Consider the following 18,365-nt stretch of genomic DNA (forward strand, 5'->3'; position numbering starts at 1 on the left):
TCCTCGCCTTCAGACGAAGCGACAGGGACAGGGATCGGGACCGCTCAGACCTCGCCGAGGGCCGTGGCCAGGCGCCTGACCCCCTCGGTCAGCTCCGCCGGGTGCGCCGCGGCTGAGTGGCTGACCCTGATCCTGGGCCCCGGCGGCTCGGCCGGGTAGTAGATGCGCCCCGGGCTCACCAGGACGCCCGCCCGCCTGGCCCGCTCGACCACGGTCTCCTCGTCCAGGTGGCGTGCGAGCCGTACCCACAGATGCAGGCCGCCACGGGGGACGAGGTGGATCTCCGCGGCGGGGGCCGAGGCGGTCAGCGCGGCGGCCAGGGTGTTCCTGCGGGCCGTCAGCTCGCCCTCCAGCGTGTCCAGGTGGCGCCGCCACGCGGGTGAGCCGACGAACTCCAGGGCCGTCTCCTGCAGCGGCCTGGCCACGAAGAACGACTCGACGATCTGGCTGGCCCGCAGCCGCCGCGCGGCCGGTCCCCTGGCCACGACGCCCGCCACGCGCATGTTGGGGGAGAGGACCTTGGTGAGCGAGTTGATGTGCACCACGGTCCCGTGCTCGTCCAGCGCGGCCAGCGGCGGCGGCGCCGGGGAGGTCGCGAAGTATCTCGCGTAGTCGTCCTCGACGACGAACGCCCCCGCGGCCCGCGCGACCGCGAGCACCTGCCTGCGCCGGTCGAGGGGGAGCGTCGCGCCGGTCGGGTTGTGCAGCGTCGGCTGGCACAGGAAGACCCGCGCGCCCGTGACGGCGAACGCCTCGGCCAGCAGCTCGGGCCGCACCCCGTCCCCGTCCATGGGTACGGCTGTCGCCCGCAGCCCGGCCGCCCGCGCCGCGGCCAGCGCCCCCGGATAGGTCGGGGTCTCGACCAGCAGGGGGGTGCCGGGGGCGGCCAGGGCGCGCAGCGCGTGGGTGAGGGCGGCCTGCCCGCCGCTGACCACGATGGTGTCGGCGGCGCCCACGTCACCGCCCACCTCGCCGGCGAACCAGCCGCGCAGCTCGGGCAGGCCGCCGAGCGGTGGCACCTCCCAGACGCCGGGACGCCGCATCGCGCGGGCACCGGCCGCCGACAGGGCCCGCGCGGGGCGGATCAGCGGGTTGAGGTAGCCGCCGGTGAGCGGGATGACGCCCTCCGGCGGCGGGGTGAGCAGCCCGACCACGTCGGTGTCGTCGACAACCCGGTCGCCGAGCGCGACCGTCTGCCAGGACAGGTCGGGGGCGCTCTCCACCCGCGCCTGGACGGGGGCGACGTAGGTGCCGCTGCCCGGCCTGACGATCACCCGTCCCTCGGCGGCGAGCCTGCTGAGCGCCCTGGAGACGGTCACCGGGCTCACGCCGTGGATCCGCATCAGCTCGCGGCTCGACGGCAGCCTGTCGCCCGGCCGCAGCCGCTCGGCCTCGTCCCTGATCGTGGCGGCCAATCGGACGATACTGCTATCGTCATTCATGAGAGACAAGAGTAGCGCTACGCTCGCCAGCCCGATAGCGGTCGGCCACCCGCCCTCCACGGGAGCGTGGCGCGGCACCCTGCTCGCCGGGCTGGGGGTGCTGTCCTTCTCCGGCTCCCTGCCCGGCACGGCTTTCGCGATGGAGGGGTTCGACCCCTATCTCGTCGCGATCGGGCGCGCCGTGGTCGCCGTCGTCGCGGCGGCCGTGTCCCTGCTGGTGGCCAGGGCGCCGCTGCTGCCGCCCAGGGAACACCTGGGGTCGTACGTGGTCATCTCCGCGGGGGTGGTCTTCGGCTTCCCGATCTTCAGCGGGCTGGCCCTGGCCGCCGGGGCCGACACCTCCCACGCCGCCGTCGTGGTCGGCCTGCTGCCCGCCGCGACCGCCGTCTTCGCCGTCCTGCGCGGCGGCGAACGGCCCAGGCCGCTGTTCTGGGTGGCCTGCGCGCTCGGCGCCCTGTCGATCACGGTCTTCACCGTCAGCAGGGGAGGCGGCCACGTCACCGCCGGCGACCTGCTGATGGTCGGGGCGCTGCTGTCGGCCGCCGTCGGCTACACCGAGGGAGGGCGCCTGGCCAGGCGGACCCCCGGCTGGCGGGTGATCTCCTACGCCCTCGTCGTGGCGGCCCCGCTCACGGTGCCCGTGACGGTCGTGCTCGCCCTGACCACGGAGGTACGGCCGAGCGCGGTCTCGCTGGCCGGATTCGCCTACGTCAGCCTGATCTCGATGTTCCTCGGCTTCATCCCGTGGTACGCGGGCCTGGCCATGGGCGGCATCGCCAGGGCCGGGCAGACCCAACTCGCCCAGCCGCTGCTCACCATGGCGTGGGCCTGGCTCCTGCTCGGCGAGCCGTTCGACCCGGTGACGCTCGCCGCGGCGCTGGCCGTACTCGTGTGCGTGGCGATGAGCCAGCGGGCGCGTTCCTGAGGAATTCCCGGGAAAGGCGTTTTTCATGATGCTTCGGAATTGCGGGATTCCCGGGGCCGAAGTGATTCACCACATGCGAGAAGACCGGGGAAAGGCGCGTCACACCTGTCGAACGGAAAGTGATCCCATTGTTCCGGCGTCGTTCCCGGGGGCCGTTCACGTTCCGGAGGGCAACATTGTCCCCACCTTCTCTTCCCGGCGCGGGAGGAGCGGTTATACGGTCAGCGGGACCCCTCCCACGGTCACGCGCGGGCGGGACGGCACAGCCCTTTCGGCGACAGATGGAGGACGGTCATGGCTGGAAGCCCCAGGGTCGGGGACGTGGTCGAGGACTTCGAGCTCCTCGACGAGACCGGTACGGCACGGCGGCTCGGCGATCTGGTGGCCAAGGGGCCGGTGGTGCTGTTCTTCTACCCCGCGGCGATGACCACGGGATGCACCGCGGAGAGCTGTCACTTCCGTGACCTGGCGGAGGAGTTCGAGGAGGTCGGGGCGAGCCCGGTCGGCATCAGCCGGGACGCCGTCACCCGGCAGCGGAAGTTCGCCGACACCTACGACCTGGGCTTCCCCCTGCTGTCCGACCCCGAGGGGGTCGTGGCCCGCAAGCTCGGCGCGCGCCGCAACTTCGCGGTCGGGCCGTTCCTCACCCGCAGGATGACCTTCGTCATCGACGTCGACCGCCGGCTGCTCGAAGTGATCCACAGCGAGACCAGCATGCTGGCCCACGCCGACCGGGCCCTTGAGGTGCTGCGAGCCCGCGCACAGGAATCGTGATTTTAGAGGTCCCGGGTGATCACACGGTGTAGCCGTGGTCATGAGGCGGACAGGCTGAGGGGAGACGGCGAGACCTTCGCTGAACCGGCGGGAGGATACATGGTCACCCTGGGACTGTTCGTGCTGCTCGAAGCCAAGCCCGGCCAGGAGGACGAGGTGGAGAGCTTCCTCAGGGAGGCGATCGCGCTCGCCGAGGCGGAGGAGGGGACGAAGGCGTGGTTCTCGATCCGGCTCGGGCCGACGACCTTCGCCGTGTTCGACGCCTTCGACGACGAGGCGGGCCGGGAGGCCCACCTGTCGGGCCAGATCGCCAAGTCCCTTGAGGAGCAGACGTCGCGCCTGTTCGCCAAGCCGCCCGCGGTCAACAGGCTGAACATCCTGTCGGCCAAGCTGCCCGGACAGTGACCGGACAGCGATCAGCGCGTCTCCGTGGGGGCCAGGACGTCCGCCGCGTGCCGTAGCTCCGCCACCAGGTATTCGGTGCCGCCCCGCCCGTCGGACTTCTCGATGATCGCCGCCAGCGCCCTGGCCGCGCCCGGCGAGAGCCGTACGGCGGGCTTCGTGCTGGCGTAGGGCACCGTCAGGAGGATCGACGGGTCGTCCCGCTCGTCGGAGGAGTGCGGGCGCGCGACCTGGCTGGCCGTGATCGTGAGGTGCAGGCCCTTCCAGATGGTCGTGTGATGGATCGTCGTGAAAGCGTCGTGGTTGCCGTCACACCAAGGGGGACATTCCACCGCAAAATTATTATTCATCACCGAACCATAGCTGTCGGCTGTATGGCATCTTCGCCAGCATCTTAGGCGGGGGAGCGGGGTGTCAAGAAAGGAAATCCACGGATTTCCCGCCGACCGGAGAAAACAACGGAAACGTTTCGGTGCCGGTCGTCCGTATCCGTTGTCCCAGGGTGACTGATTCCCCGGGGAACCGGTTCTGGTCTCCCGTCCGGGAAAGGGCCGGGCGCGCGTGCCGTACGGTCCCGCCGAAAACGGGCCGAAAACGGGGGAGCGCGGAACGGGGAACGCGATGCATCATGGAGGGCGCGGGCCTTTCGGCTACGCCAGAACATAAGGTGTAGCCGATACGAGGAGGCCTGATCGTGATCGACCCGCACATCGCCGAGCTGCTCGGGATCGATCCGGAGGCCCCCGAGACGCGACGCGAACTGCGGGCCGCCGAGCGCGACGTGCGGCTCATCGAGGAGCTGGTCAGGCTGCGCAGGGCACGAGGGCTCACCCAGGCGCAGGTCGCCGAGCGCATGAGCCGCACCCAGCCCGCGGTCTCCGACTTCGAGCGCCTCGGCGGCGATCCCCACCTGTCCACGATCAGGCGCTACGCCCTGGCCATCGGGGCCGAGGTCACCTACGTCGTCAGTGAGCTGGACGACCCGCCCTCCGGGCCACTGGAGCACGCGGGCGAGAGGTAGCGGCCCTCGGGGAGGGCCAGGGCCCGTTCGAGGCAGTCGAAGGCACGTTCCAGCAGGGCGGTGTGGTCCCTGGCCACCTTCTGCGCGGGCTCGCCCGCCAGGACCCTGTCCACGGTGGTGACATAGACCGTGCGGTAGGCCGAGACGATCATCGCCGCGGCGACCCGTGGCCACGGGTCGTCCTGGGAGGCTCCCGTGGCCTCGGCCAGCAGCGAGCCGAGCAGTCCCTCAAGCTCGGCCGCCCACTCCCTGGCCCGTGCCTGCAGTGACGGGGAGTCGATGACGACCTGCCAGAAGAACCGGTAGCCGTCGGTGAACGTGCCGAACGGGTGGTTGGCGCGCATGAGGTCCCGCTGCAGGCGTCGCAGCGCGGCCAGCGGCTCCTCGCCCTCGGGGCGCTCCCTGATCGCCTTGATGATCAGCTCGGCGGCCTCGGGGAACCGGTCGAGGAAGAGGTCCTCCTTGCGCGGGAAGTAGTTGAAGACCGTCTTCGCCGAGACCCCCGCCGCCTCGGCCACCTCGGCGACCGTGACGTTGTCGAACCCGCGCTTGAGGAAGAGCCCCGAGGCGATGTCCGAGATCGTCTGGCGTGTCTGCTGCTTCTTCCGCTCGCGGAGTCCCGGCTCACTGCTCATGCGCTGACTATAGTTGATAAAAATCTCTAGTGACAGTAAGTTTCTAGCGAGCGTAAATTTTCCCCTGGAGGAAGACATGTCGTACGACGTCGTGGTGGCCGGAGGCGGACCGGTCGGGCTGATGCTGGCCTGCGAGCTGGCGCTCGGGGGTGCCTCGGTCGTGGTGCTCGAACGGCTGACCGAGATCGACCAGACCATCAAGGCCGGATCGCTCAACACACCCAGCGTCGACGCGCTCTACCGGCGCGGCCTGCTGTCCGCGCTCAGCGCCGCGCAGGAGGAGAACCTCGCGAAGTTCGTGAAACCGGGCGGCCCACAGGGCGGAGCCAAGGCGGGGCCGAAGTTCGCGGGGCACTTCGGAGGGATCACCCTCAGGGGAGACCTGATCGACCCCGCCGACCCCGACCTGGGCGGGAACGGCCCCGGTGACAACGTCAAGCTGGTCAGCCAGCAGCAGCTTGAGGGAATCCTCGCCGAGCGCGCCGCCGAACTCGGGATCGAGGTGCGCAGGGGAGTGGAGCTGACCGGCTTCGAGGCCGACCGGGACGGGGTGACCGTCACCACCACGGAGGGGCCGGTCCGCGGAAGCTGGCTGGTCGGCTGCGACGGGGGAAGAAGCACCGTGCGCAAGCTCGCGGGCTTCGACTTCCCCGGCACCGCCCCCGAGGTCACCGCCTACCAGGCCATGGCCGAGATGGAGAACACCCAGGAACTGCGGCTGGGATGGCACGCCACCCCGACCGGGGTCTACGCCCACGGCCCCCTCCCCGGGCGGATCCTGACCGTGGAGTTCGACGGGGTGCCCAAGGACAGGGAGACCCCCGTCACCCCCGAGGAACTGCAGGGCTCGATCAGGCGGGTCACCGGGGCACCCGTCGTCGTGACCGGCATCAGGACCGCGACCCGGTTCACCGACAACGCCAGGCAGGCGTCCACCTACCGGAAGGGCCGGGTGCTGCTCGCCGGGGACGCCGCCCACGTCCACTCACCCTTCGGCGGCCAGGGACTCAACCTCGGCCTCGGCGACGCGATGAACCTCGGCTGGAAGCTCGCCGCCACCGTGCGCGGCCACGCCCCCGAGGACCTGCTCGACACCTACACCGCCGAACGCCACCCCATCGGCGCCTGGGTGCTCGAATGGACCCGCGCCCAGATCGCGGTGATGCGTCCCGACCCCCACGCCAGGGCGATGCGCGCGGTGGTCGCCGACCTGGCGGGGACCGTGGCCGGGACCACCTACTTCGTCAAGCAGATCTCCGGCGTCTGGCAGCACTACGACATCCCCGGCGACCACCCGCTGACCGGCGGCAGCGCCCCCGACCTGGAACTGGCCGACGGCTCCAGGCTCGCCGACCACCTGCACACCGGGCGCGCACTGCTGCTCGACCCGTCAGGGGAGCTCACCGCCTCGGTGTACGGCTACCGCGACCGGATCGAGGTCGTCGAGGGGCCGGTCGCCGAGCTGCCGCAGCTGGCCGGGCTGCTCGTCAGGCCCGACGGATTCGTCGCCTGGGCGGCGGACGCGGGCCGTACGGACCCGGCCTCGCTTGAGGCGGCCCTGTCGGCCTGGCTCGGGGCACCCGCCGTCACGGGCGCGGGCGGGAACCCCTGAGCGCCGGTCTCCTACAGGGGGTGGTTGTAGACCAGGCGGAAACGGTCACCGGGGATGACGATGTCGCTGGTCTCGACCGGACGGTCACCCGCCCAGTGGGTGCGCTCCACATGCAGGACGTGGACACCGGCAGGCAGGGCCAGGACGTCGCTCTCCGTCGGCTGGGGCACGCGGGTGTAGACGTGCTCGACGATCTCGGTGACCTTGATGCCGAGGGCGGAGAGCCGGGAGATCAGGCCTCGGGGGCTCTCCTCGGCCGCGGGCTCGCCGAACCCGGCGGGCTCGTAGGAGGTGGCGAGCTGGACCGGCTTGCCGTCGCCGCGAAAGACGTAGCGGACACGGGTCACGGGGGCGGACTCGTCCAGGCGCAGCCGCTGGGCGATGCCGGGGGGCGCCTCCGTGTGCTCGGCCCGCCACTCCCAGGTGGCGCGGGTGCCCTGCGACTGGATGTCCGCGCCGAAGGGGGCGTGGTGGTCGTGGAAGCGCCAGCGGTGCAACGGCAGCAGCACCGGCGTCGCCCTGACGTAGTGGCCGGAGCCGACACGGCCGACGATCAGACCCTCCGCGGCGAGCACCCGAAGCGCGTGACGGGCGGCCGTCTCGCCCACGCCGTACTTTCTGGTCAGCTGGGCGCGGGAGGGGATCGGCGCGCCGGGAGGAAGGGAGCCGTCGACGATCTGGCGGCGGATATCGGCGACGACGCGCAGGTAGACCGGATCGGAGCTTGCCACGTGTCCATCCCTGGGTTCGACAGCGTCGCCCCATCCTGACGTATTCGGTGGACAACTCACGGTAATGGCGGCAATTTGGAGTTCCAACTTTGCGGCCTCTGGAGAGCGCCTGAAAATATCTCAGAGACTGTGTAACGCCCGCGTAAGGTGCCTCGATTCACCTACAGAGGCCGTCGATGTGTGTACCCCCGAGCACATATCGGCGGCCTCTGTGTTTGCTTTGCGCCGCCTGGCGGCGGCGCGGGGGCTTGGGCGCCTGAGGCCAACGCTTTCCCTCGTCGCTCATCCGCTTCGCTCCTTCGCTCCTCAGTCCAAGCGTCGGCGCGCCCAAGCAAACCCCTCACGCATGGCGTCGGTAAGGCACAGGTCAAACCCTTCATCTCCGGGGGGTGATGTTCGGGCTGTGTTTCTTGGGGGTTTGTCTGGTTTGGGATTTGGAGGAGTAGAGGGGCTGGCCTTGTTCGTCGGGGGTGAGGGCGGGGTGAACGGGGGTTGGGGCTGGTTGGAGGGGGGAGGAGGGGCTAGGCGGGGTGGCGGGGTCTACCGTTTGCGTGGATCCGGGTAGCGTTCGGTCTATGGCAGCGCCAACTCGAACCTCTGACGCCCCCTTCGGCCGCATGCTGACCGCGATGGTCACACCGTTCACCACCGACGGCTCGGTCGACTACGAGGGAGTGCGGCGCCTTGCCGCCTACCTGGTGGACGAGCAGCGCAACGACGGGCTCGTCGTGAGCGGCACCACCGGGGAGTCCCCGACGACCACGGACGAGGAGAAGGAGCGCATTCTGCGCATCGTCGTCGAGGAGGTCGGCGACCGCGCCACGGTCGTGGCGGGGGCGGGAACGAACGACACCCGCCACAGCGTCGAGTTGGCCAAGGCTGCCGAGCGCGCCGGGGCGCACGGCCTGCTGGTGGTGACGCCCTACTACAGCAAGCCCCCGCAGGAGGGGCTCTACCGGCACTTCACCGCCGTGGCCGACGCCACCGGCCTGCCGGTGATGCTCTACGACATCCCGGGCCGCAGCGGCGTGCCCATCGAGACCGCCACCCTGCTGCGGCTGGCCGCCCACGAGCGGATCGTCGCGGTCAAGGACGCCAAGGCCGACCTGTTCGCCGGGTCCCAGGTGATGGCGGCGACCGACCTCGTCTTCTACTCGGGGGACGACACGCTCAACCTGCCGTGGATCTCGGTTGGGGCCGCGGGGTGCGTCAGTGTCATCGGGCACGTGGTGGGCGCCGAGATCGCCACGATGATGAGCCTGTACCGTTCCGGCGACGTCGCGGGAGCGCTCGCCGTACACCGTGCGATCCTGCCGGTGGTCGCGGGCGTCATGACGCGGGCGGGCGGTGCGATCATGACGAAGGCGGCGCTGACCCTGGTGGGGCGCTCCGCGGGACCGGTGCGGGCGCCGCTGGCCGACGCCACGGCGGAGCAGGTCGCGCGGCTGAGAGAAGACTTGATCGCGGGTGGCGTGAAGCTGCCCGACGGAGATGTGTCATGAGAGGTAACGCGGCGGCCGGTGACGGCCGCAGAGGGGAGAAACGGAAGTTTGAGTGACAGAGGACACAGTGGCCCGCCGGTGATCGGGGTGCTCGGCGAGGGAGCAGTCCTGCCGTCAGAGGGGGCCGCCTCCACCTACCAGAGAGGCGTGGCCGGATGAGTCACCCCCACCCGGAGCTCGGGCTGCCGCCCGCGCTCCCCGAAGGCGCGCTGCGCATCGTCGCCCTGGGCGGCCTGGGCGAGATCGGCCGCAACATGGCGGTCTTCGAGTACGACGGACGGCTGCTGATCGTCGACTGCGGGGTGCTCTTCCCCGAGCCCGACCAGCCCGGCGTCGACCTGATACTGCCCGACTTCGAGTACATCAGGGACCGTCTCGACGACGTCGAGGCACTGGTTCTGACGCACGCCCACGAGGACCACATCGGTGCCGTGCCGTACCTGCTGAGGGAGCGGCGTGACATTCCGATCGTCGGTTCGAAGCTGACGCTGGCGCTGATCGAGGCCAAGCTCACCGAGCACCGCATCCAGCCGGTCAAGGTCGAGGTGGTCGAGGGTGAGCGGCGCGTGTTCGGTCCGTTCGAGACCGAGTTCTTCGCCGTCAACCACTCGATCCCGGACGCGCTGGCCGTGGCGATCAGGACGCCCGCGGGCATCGTCCTGCACACCGGTGACTTCCGGATGGACCAACTGCCCAGCGACGGGCGGCTGACCGACCTGGGAGGGTTCGCCAGGCTCGGCGCCGAGGGCGTCGACCTGCTGATGTCGGACTCGACGAACGCCGAGGTCCCGGGCTTCGTCACCAGTGAGCGGGAGATCGCCCCGGTCATCGACGAGGTGATCCGCACCGCGGAGAAGCGGGTGATCGTGGCGAGCTTCGCCTCCCACATCCACCGCGTCCAGCAGGTCATCGACTCCGCGCAGAAGCACGGCCGCAAGGTCGCGCTGGTCGGTCGTTCGATGGTGCGCAACATGGGCGTCGCCAGGGATCTGGGCTACCTGCGGGTGGCCTCCGACGTCATCGTCGACGCCAAGGAGATCGAGGGCTGGCCGCCCGAGGACGTGGTGCTGATCTGCACCGGCTCCCAGGGCGAGCCGATGGCGGCGCTGTCGCGCATGGCCAACCGCGACCACCCGATCAGGGTGGCCGAGGGCGACACCGTCCTGCTGGCCTCCTCCCTGGTCCCGGGCAACGAGACCGCGGTCAACAAGGTGATCAACGGGCTGAGCCGCTGGGGCGCCCGCGTGGTGCACAAGGGCAACGCCAAGGTGCACGTCTCCGGGCACGCCGCGGCGGGTGAGCTGCTCTACGTGCTCAACCTGACCAGGCCGTCGAACTTCATGCCGGTGCACGGCGAGTGGCGTCACCTGCGGGCGCACGCCAAGCTCGCCGCGTTGACCGGGGTTCCCGACGACCACATCGTGATCGCCGAGGACGGCGTCGTGGTGGACCTGGTCGACGGTCGCGCGCGGATCGTGGGAGCGGTCCCCGCAGGTTACGTCTACGTGGACGGCACCTCGGTCGGCGACGTCACCGACTTCGCCCTCAAGGACCGTCGCATCCTGGGCGAGGAGGGCTTCATCTCCATCGTCGTGGTGGTCGACACCGGCACGGGCAAGCTGACCGGCGGGCCGGAGATCCACGCCCGCGGGTCGGGCATCGACCCCGAGCGGCTCACGGAGGTCCTCCCGCAGATCGAGAGGGCGATCGAGGAGAACGCCGCCGACGGCGTCGTCGACATCCAGCAGATCCGCAGGGTGGTCCGCAGGACCGTGGGGCGCTGGGTGAGCGACACCTACCGCCGCCGCCCGATGATCATCCCCGTGGTGGTCGAGGTCTGACCTCGCGCCAGCCGTACGGCCCGCTCAGGCAGGCCGTACGGCATGTCGGGAGATTTGGATCTTTGGGGTTTTTGTTCTATATGGTGAGGCTGGTACCGGCGAGCCTGCGCGTGATCGGCGGCCGGGGTCGATAGCCTCGCTAGCATGGCCACCGGTACGTCTAAAGGCGCCTCAGGCAGGACTCCCGCCAAGGGGTCGGGCCGGTCCGGGTCCTCCGCGCCCCGCACGGCTCCCGTCAGGCGGGTCGCCACCACCCGGGCGAAGCCCGCCCCGCGCCCCAGCAGGCCCTCGGGTCCCCAGCACGACCCGCTCGGCTGGCTCTTCACCATGATCGGCAAGCTGTTCATGGGGATCTGGATGCTCCTGGCGGGCGGCGTCGGCACCGCGGCGCGTGCCCTGGGGCAGAACGCCAGGGAGCTCGACCCGGTGCACCGCCGCGACGGGCTCGGCCTTGCGGTGTTCTCCGGGGCCATCGCGCTCGCCGCCATCCTCTGGCGGGACACCACGGGCACGGTCTCCGAGGTGGTCAACGGGGTCATGCGCGGGACCTTCGGGTCCCTGGCCTGGCTGGTCCCCGTCCTGCTCGCGCTGCTGGCCTGGCGGCTGCTTCGCCACCCCGACCAGAACGCCGACACCGGCAGGATGGGCATCGGGTGGTCGGCGCTCATGGTCGGCCTGCTCGGCGTCGTGCACGTGGTGCACGACACGCCGTACCCGTCGGGAGGGCCCTCCGACGGGATGGACAAGGTCTCGGCCGCCGGGGGCATGGTCGGCTTCATCGTCTCGGCGCCGCCCGCGAGCATCCTGCCCGCCTTCGTCACGATCCCGCTGCTGCTGATCCTGTCCGGGTTCGGCGTCCTGGTGATCACCGCGACCCCGGTCCACCGGATCCCCGAGCGGCTGGCCGAGATCAGGCACATGCTCTTCGACCGGGAGGCGCCCCCCAGGTCCAGGACCGGGAAGAAGCCCGCGCGCAAACGGCCCGCGGAAGAGCGCGAGGGCGGCGAGACGGTCAAGCCGTACGACACGCCGGTGGTCACCGAGCGGCAGGCGGCGGCGGGGGCGGCGGATCACTCCCCGGAGATCGTCCCCGGGCTCACCGAGGAACAGCCGGAGGAGGAGGCGGTCTCCGCGACCAAGGTGGAGCCGCCCGCCCCGACCCCGGCGCCGCGCAAGGTCGAGCAGCTCGTCCTGTCGCCGCAGGCGGGCCCCTACACGCTGCCCGACATCCAGTTCCTGCGCCCCGGCAGCGCCCCCAAGCCGCAGACCAAGGCCAACACCGTCGTGGTCAACGCGCTGACCAGCGTGATGGAGCAGTTCTCCATCGACGCCCAGGTGATCGGGTTCACCCGGGGGCCGACGGTGACGCGCTACGAGATCGAGCTGGGCCCCGCGGTCAAGGTCGAGAAGGTCACCGCGCTCACCAGGAACATCGCCTACGCCGTCAAGTCCGCCGACGTGCGCATCCTGTCGCCGATCCCCGGCAAGTCGGCGATCGGCGTGGAGATCCCCAACACCGACAAGGACCTGGTCTCCCTCGGCGACATCCTGCGCTCGCAGGTGGCCCAGGCGGACCACCACCCGATGATCGTCGGCCTGGGCAAGGACGTCGAGGGCCGCACCATCGTGGCCAACCTCGCCAAGATGCCGCATCTGCTCATCGCGGGCGCGACCGGCGCGGGCAAGTCGGTCTGCGTCAACGGCCTGATCTCCTCGATCCTGATGCGCGCCACGCCCGACGAGGTGCGGATGGTGCTGGTCGACCCCAAGCGGGTCGAGCTGAGCGTCTACGAGGGCATTCCGCACCTGATCACGCCGATCATCACCAACCCGAAGAAGGCCGCCGAAGCCCTGGAGTGGGTGGTCGGCGAGATGGACCGCCGCTACGACGACCTGGCCGCCAGCGGCTTCCGGCACGTCGACGACTTCAACAAGGCGGTGCGCGCGGGCAAGCTCGTGCCGCCGCCGGGCAGCGAGCGCGTCTACCAGCCCTACCCCTACCTCCTGGTGATCGTGGACGAGCTGGCCGACCTGATGATGGTCGCCCCCCGCGACGTCGAGGACTCCATCGTCCGCATCACCCAGCTCGCCCGCGCCGCGGGCATCCACCTGGTCATCGCGACCCAGCGGCCCAGCGTGGACGTGGTCACCGGCCTGATCAAGGCCAACGTGCCCTCCAGGCTGGCCTTCGCGACCTCCTCGCTGGCCGACTCCCGGGTCATCCTGGACCAGCCGGGCGCCGAGAAGCTGGTCGGACAGGGTGACGCGCTGTTCCTGCCGATGGGCGCGAGCAAGCCCATGCGGCTGCAGAACGCCTTCATCTCCGAGAAGGAGATCACCGAGGTCGTCTCGCACTGCAAGGAGCAGATGCAGGTCGAGTACCGCGACGACGTGTCCGCCTCGGCGACCGCCAAGAAGGAGATCGACGAGGACATCGGCGACGACCTCGACCTGCTGGTCCAGGCCGCCGAGCTGATCGTGACCACCCAGTTCGGCTCGACCTCGATGCTCCAGCGCAAGCTGCGGGTCGGCTTCGCCAAGGCCGGGCGGCTGATGGACCTGCTGGAGAGCAGGAACGTCGTGGGGCCCAGCGAGGGCTCCAAGGCACGCGAGGTCATGGTCAAGCCCGACGAGCTGCCCGGCCTCCTGGCCGACCTGCGGGGTCAATGACGCCCCCGACGTACGGGAGCAACCCGATTACTGGTTGAATAGGACTCACTACGCAGCGTCGGGTGCTTTGGGGGCGTGCGGCTATGAGCATTGGCAGCAGTTTGGCGCAGGCGCGCCGGTCGGCGGGACTGACCGTCACGGAGCTGAGCGCGCACACACGCGTTCGCGAGGCACTGATCCACGCGATCGAGCGGGACGACTTCTCCCAGTGCGGAGGGGACTTCTACGCGCGGGGCCACGTCCGCAACATCGCCAAGGCCCTGGGGCTCGATCCCGAGGCCGTGGTGCACGAGTACGACGAGGAGCACGGGGGCGTGCCGCAGCCGGTCAGGGCCGCCAGCGTGTTCCAGGCGGAGACCCCCATCAAGATCCGGGAGAGCCGCTCGCCCAACTGGACGATGGCCATGGGCGTCGCGCTGGCCATCGTGGTGGTCTTCGGCGTGGTCAAGACCATGGGCGGGCAGGGGGAGACCCCCACGGCCGATGTGCGCCCGGCTGTACCCTCGCCGTCGGAGGCGGGCAGGAGGCCCGACACGCCCGGGCCGACGCGCAAGCCCAACTCGCTGGCCGCGGGCACGGTGAGCGGTCCCGTGGTCCTCAAGATCAGCGCGAAGCGCTCCTCGTGGCTCGACGTGAAGGACGTGGGTGGCAAAAAACTCTTCTCCGGCACGCTGGAGGCGGGTAAAACCTCGGTCTGGCGGGCCGAGAAAGGGATGAAGGTCACCTTCAGCGACGGCGGGGCCGTCTCCCTGCAGCTCAACGGCAAGAACCTCGGCACCCCGGGACGCCGTGGGCAGGTCGTCAACCGCTCCTACGGCATGTCGGAGTCCACCTCGGGCTAGCCCGGCGGGAGCTGGGAACGGGGGAGGTGCATCGGTGGCCGCCAACTCCCGATACCGTAGTGTCCACCATGTCATCCCGCCGAACCGCATCGCTGATCACGCTGGGCTGCGCGCGTAACGAGGTCGACTCAGAGGAGCTCGCCGCGCGTCTTGAGGCTGCCGGCTGGCAGGTGGGCGACGACGACCCCGATGTCATCGTCGTCAACACCTGCGGCTTCATCGACTCAGCGAAAAAGGACTCCATCGACACACTGCTGGCCGCGGCCGACTCGGGGGCCAAGGTGGTCGCCGCGGGCTGCATGGCGGAAAGGTACGGTGACCAGCTCGCCGACGCCCTGCCCGAGGCGTCAGCCGTCATCTCCTTCGACGACTACACCCAGATCGGCGCGCGCCTCGACGACGTGCTCGAAGGCAGGTCGCTCGTCCCGCACAGCCCGCGCGACCGCAGGACCCTGCTGCCGATCTCCCCGGTCGAGCGCGCCGCGGCCCCCAAGACCAACATCCCCGGCCACGGCGAGCTGCCCGAGGGCCTGGCCCCGGCCAGCGGTCCCCGGCCACTGCGCAAGCGCCTGGGGGACGGCCCCGTCGCCTCGCTGAAGCTGGCCTCCGGGTGCGACAGGCGCTGCACGTTCTGCGCCATCCCCGCCTTCCGCGGCGCCTACGTCTCCCGTGACCCCGCCGAGCTGCTCGGTGAGGCCACCTGGCTGGCGGAACAGGGCGTCAGGGAGCTCGTCCTGGTCAGCGAGAACTCCACCTCCTACGGCAAGGACCTGGGCGACCTGCGGGCGCTGGAGAAGCTGCTGCCCTCCCTGGCCGCCGTCGAGGGGATCGAGCGGGTGCGGGTCAGCTACCTGCAGCCCGCCGAGCTGCGTCCCGGCCTGCTTGAGGCGATCTCCTGCACCGAGGGCGTCGCGCCCTACTTCGACCTGTCCTTCCAGCACGCCAGCGGCTCCGTGCTGCGGCGGATGCGCCGTTTCGGCGACCCGAGGCGCTTCCTCGACCTGCTGGAGACGATCAGGGCCAAGGCGCCCGAGGCCGGGGTCCGTTCCAACTTCATCGTGGGCTTCCCCGGTGAGACCGAGGAGGAGTTCGGCGAGCTGGTCTCCTTCCTGGAGCAGGCCAGGCTCGACGTGGTCGGCATCTTCGGCTACTCCGACGAGGAGGGCACCGAGGCGGCCGACCTGCCGGGCAAGCTGGAGCAGGAGGTCGTCGACGCCAGGGTGGCCACGCTGACCGAGCTGGCCGACGAGCTCATGGCCCAGCGGGCCGAGGAGCGCATCGGCACCGAGGTGGACATCCTCATCGAGGAGGACCTCGGCGACGGCGGCTACGAGGGGCGTGCCGAGCACCAGGGCCCCGAGGTGGACGGGTCCGTCACGGTCCAGGGCATCGGCCTGGTGCCCGGGCAGATCGTCAGGGCCGTCGTGGTCGACTCAGAGGGAGTGGATCTGATCGCCCGCATCAAGGCCGCGCCGTGAGCGCGCCACCGGGCCGGGAGACCGTATGACCAACCCGCCAGAGACCGGCACCGGCGCGACGCCGGCGACCACGCGCCCGAAGGTGAGCGCGTGGAACATCGCCAATGTCGTGACGGTGATACGGCTGGCGATGGTCCCCATCTTCGCGCTCTGCCTGTTCGTGCCGGGCACCGGCTGGCGGTTCACCGCGCTTGCCGTCTTCCTGGTCGCCTCGCTGACGGACCTGCTCGACGGTGAGCTGGCCCGGCGCTACGGCCTGATCACCGACTTCGGCAAGATCGCCGATCCGATCGCGGACAAGGCGCTGATCGGCGCGGCGCTCATCAGCCTCTCGCTGCTCGACGAACTGCCCTGGTGGGTCACGATCGTGATCCTCGGCAGGGAACTGGGCATCACCGTGCTGCGGTTCGCGGTCATCAGGCACGGCGTGATCCCCGCCAGCTACGGCGGCAAGGTGAAAACCGTCCTGCAGATCGCCGCGATCGTCTCCTACATGTGGCCTGGGGTTCCCGGGCCGATCCGCGTGGTCGTCATGGGCGCCGCCGTCCTCGTGACGGTGGGCACCGGGCTCGACTACGTGATCCGGGCGGTCAAGCTGCGGCAGGTGGCCAGGAGGGCACGGGGCGAATGAGCCACCGACTGCTCGCCGCGACCAGCGTGCTGTCCCTTCTCGTCCGCAGAGGAGAGACGGTGGCGGTCGCCGAGTCGCTGACCGCAGGGCTGATCGGCGCGGCCCTCAGCGCGCCTCCTGGGGCCTCGGGGGCCTTCGTGGGGGGCGTGCTGTCCTACGCGACCGAGCTGAAGCACAGGCTGCTCGGCGTCCCCGCGGACCTGCTCGGCCGGGAGGGGGCGGTCCACCCCGACGTGGCCGCCGCGATGGCCGAGGGCGTGCGTGAGCTGACCGGCGCCTCGTACGGCCTGGCGGCGACCGGTGTCGCCGGTCCTGAGCCGCAGGACGGCAAACCGGTCGGCACCGTGCACCTGGCCGTTAGTGGCCCCGATGGGCGGGTATGGCACCGGGATCTCCACCTCGCAGGCACGCGTGAGGAAATTCGCCAATCGACAGTCAAGGAGGCCGTGGACCTGCTTTTAGGTGTGCTGGAGTCGAACTTGGGGGAACATTCCGGGTGATTACCGCGTTACGTCCCCAGCGAACATGCTCACCACGGTCTGCCGCAGGGTTGGTGGATACAGGTACGGTGGAGCTGTGAGTGAGGTAAAGGTCAAGCGATGATGACGGCGAGGAGTATGTACGAAGGGTCGCGTTCGAAGAACGGGCGGCACGAACCGATCGCGCGGAGTGTCGTGAAGGCGCCCGCGCCGGGGAGGGAGCGACAGATGGTCCTGCTGCGTCAGCTGCTCGGTGACGTGCTGCGGCGGCTGCGGGTGCGGCAGAGTCGCACCTTGCGTGAGGTGTCCACACTGGCTCGTGTTTCCCTCGGATACCTGTCCGAGGTGGAGCGGGGTCAGAAGGAGGCCTCCTCCGAATTGCTCGCGTCGATCTGCGGTGCCCTCGGTGTGCCGCTCTCACAGGTTCTGCGTGAGGTCTCCGACCAGTTCGCGCTGGCCGAGCTTCAGCACGCCCCGGTGCTCGCCGGTGACGTGCCCGAGCGTGAGCGCCTGCCGATCGCCGAGACCGTGGTGTCCGGTGCCATTACGGACTCCGTCTTTCCCGAGGTCAACGACATGGTCGCGGCCTAGCCGGTCCCTCGTTCCGGCTGGCAGCGACGACACCAGATGATCAGCCGTTCCTGCGGCTTTTGCCCCATCTCGCCACGACTGATCCGGTTCCCGCAGCGTAGGCAGGCCCGTCCGGCCCTGCCGTAGACCCAGGTGTTCCGGCCAGGGCGTGTGTCTCCTGTCGTCACCCTGTTGGGGCGCTCCCTGTTCACGTGCAGCAGCCGCTGCGCGATCTCGACCACCCTCTCCAGGTCCTCGACCGCGCCGACGGGCGTCCACGGCCACAGACGGGCCAGGAACAGCGTCTCCGCCCGGTAGATGGTCCCGATTCCCGCGAGGTTGCGCTGGTCGAGCAGCGCCTCTCCGATCGTCGTCTCCGGGGCGGCGGACAGCCGCCGTACGGCCTCTCCGGGGTCCCAGTCCGCACCGAGCAGGTCGGGGCCCAGATGCCCGACGACCCTCGCCTCCTGCCGGGTCGGCAGCAGATCGACCATGCCGAGCCGTACTCCCGTGGCCTGCCATTCCTCGTTGGCCAGCAGCAGGCGTACGACGTCTCCCGGGGGCGTGCCCTGACCCGGTCTGGAGATCCGCCAGCTTCCCTCCATCCGCAGATGGGTGTGCACGGTCAGGCCGCCCTCGATCCGGGTGAGCAGGTGCTTGCCCCGGGAGTGGGTCTCCAGCACGGCCCGGCCGGTCAGGTCGGCGGTGGCGTGCGCGGGCACGCGGAAGTCGGAGCGGGTGAGCACCCGCCCGTCGAGCGCGAGACCGAGCCGTCTCGCGGTGAGATGGACGACGTCACCCTCGGGCATG

The 18,365-nt window shown here is 70.3% G+C and carries 18 protein-coding genes; 13 read left to right on the forward strand and 5 right to left on the reverse strand.

The window, feature by feature from the left end; all coding sequences use genetic code 11:
• Positions 1 to 44: 44 nt before the first annotated feature.
• Complete coding sequence (locus FHS44_RS26105) at positions 45 to 1,442, reverse strand: aminotransferase-like domain-containing protein (RefSeq protein WP_184719213.1); 1,398 nt, start codon at positions 1,440 to 1,442, stop codon at positions 45 to 47.
• Between FHS44_RS26105 and FHS44_RS26110 the strand changes: the two genes are divergently transcribed.
• The 3 genes from FHS44_RS26110 (at position 1,441) to FHS44_RS26120 (ending at position 3,546) form a co-directional block, all read left to right on the forward strand.
• A complete protein-coding gene (locus FHS44_RS26110) occupies positions 1,441 to 2,367 on the forward strand; it encodes a DMT family transporter (RefSeq protein WP_184719215.1) in 927 nt (308 codons plus the stop codon). The two genes, FHS44_RS26105 and FHS44_RS26110, sit on opposite strands and share 2 nt — an antisense overlap.
• A gap of 294 nt (positions 2,368 to 2,661) precedes the next feature.
• Positions 2,662 to 3,141, forward strand: a complete 480-nt coding sequence (locus FHS44_RS26115) for a peroxiredoxin (RefSeq protein ID WP_184719217.1) — start codon at positions 2,662 to 2,664, stop codon at positions 3,139 to 3,141.
• Between the two features lie 99 nt (positions 3,142 to 3,240).
• Positions 3,241 to 3,546: a putative quinol monooxygenase gene (locus FHS44_RS26120; RefSeq protein WP_184719219.1), complete on the forward strand. Its 306-nt coding sequence runs from the start codon at positions 3,241 to 3,243 to the stop codon at positions 3,544 to 3,546.
• Between the two features lie 11 nt (positions 3,547 to 3,557).
• Here the strand turns inward: FHS44_RS26120 and FHS44_RS26125 are convergent, their stop codons facing one another.
• Positions 3,558 to 3,875, reverse strand: coding sequence for a hypothetical protein (locus tag FHS44_RS26125; RefSeq protein ID WP_184719222.1), 318 nt, complete (start codon positions 3,873 to 3,875; stop codon positions 3,558 to 3,560).
• 362 nt (positions 3,876 to 4,237) lie between these two features.
• On the opposite strand from FHS44_RS26125, the gene relB reads away from it, so the two are divergent.
• Positions 4,238 to 4,564, forward strand: a complete 327-nt coding sequence (gene relB / locus FHS44_RS26130) for a type II toxin-antitoxin system RelB family anti-toxin (protein WP_221461327.1) — start codon at positions 4,238 to 4,240, stop codon at positions 4,562 to 4,564.
• Here the strand turns inward: relB and FHS44_RS26135 are convergent.
• The gene (locus tag FHS44_RS26135; RefSeq protein WP_184719224.1) at positions 4,501 to 5,199 is read right to left on the reverse strand and encodes a TetR/AcrR family transcriptional regulator; all 699 of its coding nucleotides are present in this window, start codon (positions 5,197 to 5,199) and stop codon (positions 4,501 to 4,503) included. The genes relB and FHS44_RS26135 overlap by 64 nt on opposite strands.
• A gap of 76 nt (positions 5,200 to 5,275) precedes the next feature.
• On the opposite strand from FHS44_RS26135, the gene FHS44_RS26140 reads away from it, so the two are divergent.
• Positions 5,276 to 6,811, forward strand: coding sequence for an FAD-dependent monooxygenase (locus FHS44_RS26140; protein WP_184719226.1), 1,536 nt, complete (start codon positions 5,276 to 5,278; stop codon positions 6,809 to 6,811).
• An 11-nt stretch (positions 6,812 to 6,822) separates the two neighbouring features.
• On the opposite strand, the gene FHS44_RS26145 is transcribed toward FHS44_RS26140, so the two are convergent.
• Complete coding sequence (locus FHS44_RS26145) at positions 6,823 to 7,542, reverse strand: GntR family transcriptional regulator (RefSeq protein WP_184719228.1); 720 nt, start codon at positions 7,540 to 7,542, stop codon at positions 6,823 to 6,825.
• A gap of 575 nt (positions 7,543 to 8,117) precedes the next feature.
• Between FHS44_RS26145 and dapA the strand changes: the two genes are divergently transcribed.
• The 8 genes from dapA (at position 8,118) to FHS44_RS26185 (ending at position 17,576) form a co-directional block, all read left to right on the forward strand.
• On the forward strand, positions 8,118 to 9,044 hold the full coding sequence (dapA, locus tag FHS44_RS26150) for a 4-hydroxy-tetrahydrodipicolinate synthase (RefSeq protein ID WP_184719230.1): 927 nt from the start codon (positions 8,118 to 8,120) through the stop codon (positions 9,042 to 9,044).
• A 155-nt stretch (positions 9,045 to 9,199) separates the two neighbouring features.
• Positions 9,200 to 10,885, forward strand: coding sequence for a ribonuclease J (locus FHS44_RS26155; protein ID WP_184719232.1), 1,686 nt, complete (start codon positions 9,200 to 9,202; stop codon positions 10,883 to 10,885).
• Between the two features lie 144 nt (positions 10,886 to 11,029).
• The gene (locus FHS44_RS26160) at positions 11,030 to 13,555 is read left to right on the forward strand and encodes a DNA translocase FtsK (RefSeq protein WP_184719234.1); all 2,526 of its coding nucleotides are present in this window, start codon (positions 11,030 to 11,032) and stop codon (positions 13,553 to 13,555) included.
• A gap of 83 nt (positions 13,556 to 13,638) precedes the next feature.
• Positions 13,639 to 14,397 carry a helix-turn-helix domain-containing protein gene (locus tag FHS44_RS26165; RefSeq protein ID WP_184719236.1) on the forward strand — a complete coding sequence of 253 codons (759 nt, stop codon included), beginning with the start codon at positions 13,639 to 13,641 and terminating at the stop codon, positions 14,395 to 14,397.
• A 68-nt stretch (positions 14,398 to 14,465) separates the two neighbouring features.
• Positions 14,466 to 15,875: a 30S ribosomal protein S12 methylthiotransferase RimO gene (rimO, locus tag FHS44_RS26170; RefSeq protein WP_184719238.1), complete on the forward strand. Its 1,410-nt coding sequence runs from the start codon at positions 14,466 to 14,468 to the stop codon at positions 15,873 to 15,875.
• A 25-nt stretch (positions 15,876 to 15,900) separates the two neighbouring features.
• A complete protein-coding gene (gene pgsA / locus FHS44_RS26175; RefSeq protein ID WP_184719240.1) occupies positions 15,901 to 16,506 on the forward strand; it encodes a CDP-diacylglycerol--glycerol-3-phosphate 3-phosphatidyltransferase in 606 nt (201 codons plus the stop codon).
• Positions 16,503 to 17,006: a CinA family protein gene (locus tag FHS44_RS26180; protein ID WP_184719247.1), complete on the forward strand. Its 504-nt coding sequence runs from the start codon at positions 16,503 to 16,505 to the stop codon at positions 17,004 to 17,006. Before pgsA ends, FHS44_RS26180 begins: the two co-directional genes overlap by 4 nt.
• 207 nt (positions 17,007 to 17,213) lie before the next feature.
• On the forward strand, positions 17,214 to 17,576 hold the full coding sequence (locus FHS44_RS26185; RefSeq protein ID WP_184719250.1) for a helix-turn-helix domain-containing protein: 363 nt from the start codon (positions 17,214 to 17,216) through the stop codon (positions 17,574 to 17,576).
• On the opposite strand, the gene FHS44_RS26190 is transcribed toward FHS44_RS26185, so the two are convergent.
• Positions 17,573 to 18,364, reverse strand: a complete 792-nt coding sequence (locus FHS44_RS26190) for a DNA-formamidopyrimidine glycosylase family protein (protein ID WP_184719252.1) — start codon at positions 18,362 to 18,364, stop codon at positions 17,573 to 17,575. The two genes, FHS44_RS26185 and FHS44_RS26190, sit on opposite strands and share 4 nt — an antisense overlap.
• Position 18,365: the final 1 nt, after the last annotated feature.

Origin of the sequence: Streptosporangium saharense (assembly GCF_014203715.1) — a bacterium.
Classification (GTDB): Bacteria; Actinomycetota; Actinomycetes; order Streptosporangiales; family Streptosporangiaceae; genus Streptosporangium; species Streptosporangium saharense.

Excerpts from the sequence above, each read along its gene's own strand:
- FHS44_RS26110 (WP_184719215.1), top strand. The coding sequence starts at position 1,441 with ATGAGAGACAAGAGTAGCGCTACGCTCGCCAGCCCGATAGCGGTCGGC.
- FHS44_RS26105 (WP_184719213.1), bottom strand. The coding sequence starts at position 1,442 with ATGAATGACGATAGCAGTATCGTCCGATTGGCCGCCACGATCAGGGAC.
- FHS44_RS26115 (WP_184719217.1), top strand. The coding sequence starts at position 2,662 with ATGGCTGGAAGCCCCAGGGTCGGGGACGTGGTCGAGGACTTCGAGCTC.
- FHS44_RS26120 (WP_184719219.1), top strand. The coding sequence starts at position 3,241 with ATGGTCACCCTGGGACTGTTCGTGCTGCTCGAAGCCAAGCCCGGCCAG.
- FHS44_RS26135 (WP_184719224.1), bottom strand. The coding sequence starts at position 5,199 with ATGAGCAGTGAGCCGGGACTCCGCGAGCGGAAGAAGCAGCAGACACGC.
- FHS44_RS26140 (WP_184719226.1), top strand. The coding sequence starts at position 5,276 with ATGTCGTACGACGTCGTGGTGGCCGGAGGCGGACCGGTCGGGCTGATG.
- dapA (WP_184719230.1), top strand. The coding sequence starts at position 8,118 with ATGGCAGCGCCAACTCGAACCTCTGACGCCCCCTTCGGCCGCATGCTG.
- FHS44_RS26155 (WP_184719232.1), top strand. The coding sequence starts at position 9,200 with ATGAGTCACCCCCACCCGGAGCTCGGGCTGCCGCCCGCGCTCCCCGAA.
- FHS44_RS26160 (WP_184719234.1), top strand. The coding sequence starts at position 11,030 with ATGGCCACCGGTACGTCTAAAGGCGCCTCAGGCAGGACTCCCGCCAAG.
- FHS44_RS26165 (WP_184719236.1), top strand. The coding sequence starts at position 13,639 with ATGAGCATTGGCAGCAGTTTGGCGCAGGCGCGCCGGTCGGCGGGACTG.
- rimO (WP_184719238.1), top strand. The coding sequence starts at position 14,466 with ATGTCATCCCGCCGAACCGCATCGCTGATCACGCTGGGCTGCGCGCGT.
- pgsA (WP_184719240.1), top strand. The coding sequence starts at position 15,901 with ATGACCAACCCGCCAGAGACCGGCACCGGCGCGACGCCGGCGACCACG.
- FHS44_RS26180 (WP_184719247.1), top strand. The coding sequence starts at position 16,503 with ATGAGCCACCGACTGCTCGCCGCGACCAGCGTGCTGTCCCTTCTCGTC.
- FHS44_RS26185 (WP_184719250.1), top strand. The coding sequence starts at position 17,214 with ATGGTCCTGCTGCGTCAGCTGCTCGGTGACGTGCTGCGGCGGCTGCGG.
- FHS44_RS26190 (WP_184719252.1), bottom strand. The coding sequence starts at position 18,364 with ATGCCCGAGGGTGACGTCGTCCATCTCACCGCGAGACGGCTCGGTCTC.